Origin of the sequence: Pseudomonas syringae pv. cilantro (assembly GCF_001293775.1) — a bacterium.
Taxonomy (GTDB): domain Bacteria; phylum Pseudomonadota; class Gammaproteobacteria; order Pseudomonadales; family Pseudomonadaceae; genus Aquipseudomonas; species Aquipseudomonas syringae_P.
This window is the reverse complement of the sequence record NZ_LGLN01000022.1, coordinates 1-374: the sequence shown is the minus strand read 5'-3', so window position 1 is coordinate 374 and position 374 is coordinate 1. Positions and strand designations below refer to the sequence as shown.

The 374-nt window shown below is 56.1% G+C and carries 1 protein-coding gene; it reads right to left on the bottom strand.

Annotated elements, in window-relative coordinates; translation table 11 throughout:
* Positions 1 to 374, bottom strand: a 374-nt coding sequence (locus tag ABJ99_RS04135; protein WP_154864389.1) for a type IV secretory system conjugative DNA transfer family protein, incomplete at both ends; no start/stop codon positions are given.

Here is a 374-nt window from a genome sequence, read left to right as displayed (position 1 = left end):
TGGGCTTGGTGTCGGCCACTGCCACCTTGGCTTCGACGGTCCGCACCGGCACGGTGAGCGCGTCTATTTTTGATGCGTCACCGACAGGCAACGGCGGTGGCGGCATGTTGGCCCGCGACCTGAACACTTCTTCCTCGTAGAAAAAAATCTTGCGGGCCAAAATCTTCAGGGGGGGCGTGTTTTTGGTCCCCTGTACGAAGATCAACTGTTTGTCATAAGGCAGTTCGTTAACCTCTTGCGGCAGCATCAAAGGCCGGGGTTGCTCGCTGTAACTATCGGTTTGACCCCGAGCACCCACTTCATGCTTCTGTCTGTTCAACGATTGGTTATGGACGCGCACGGTCTTGTTGCCTAAACGCCTGCTGTACTCCTCG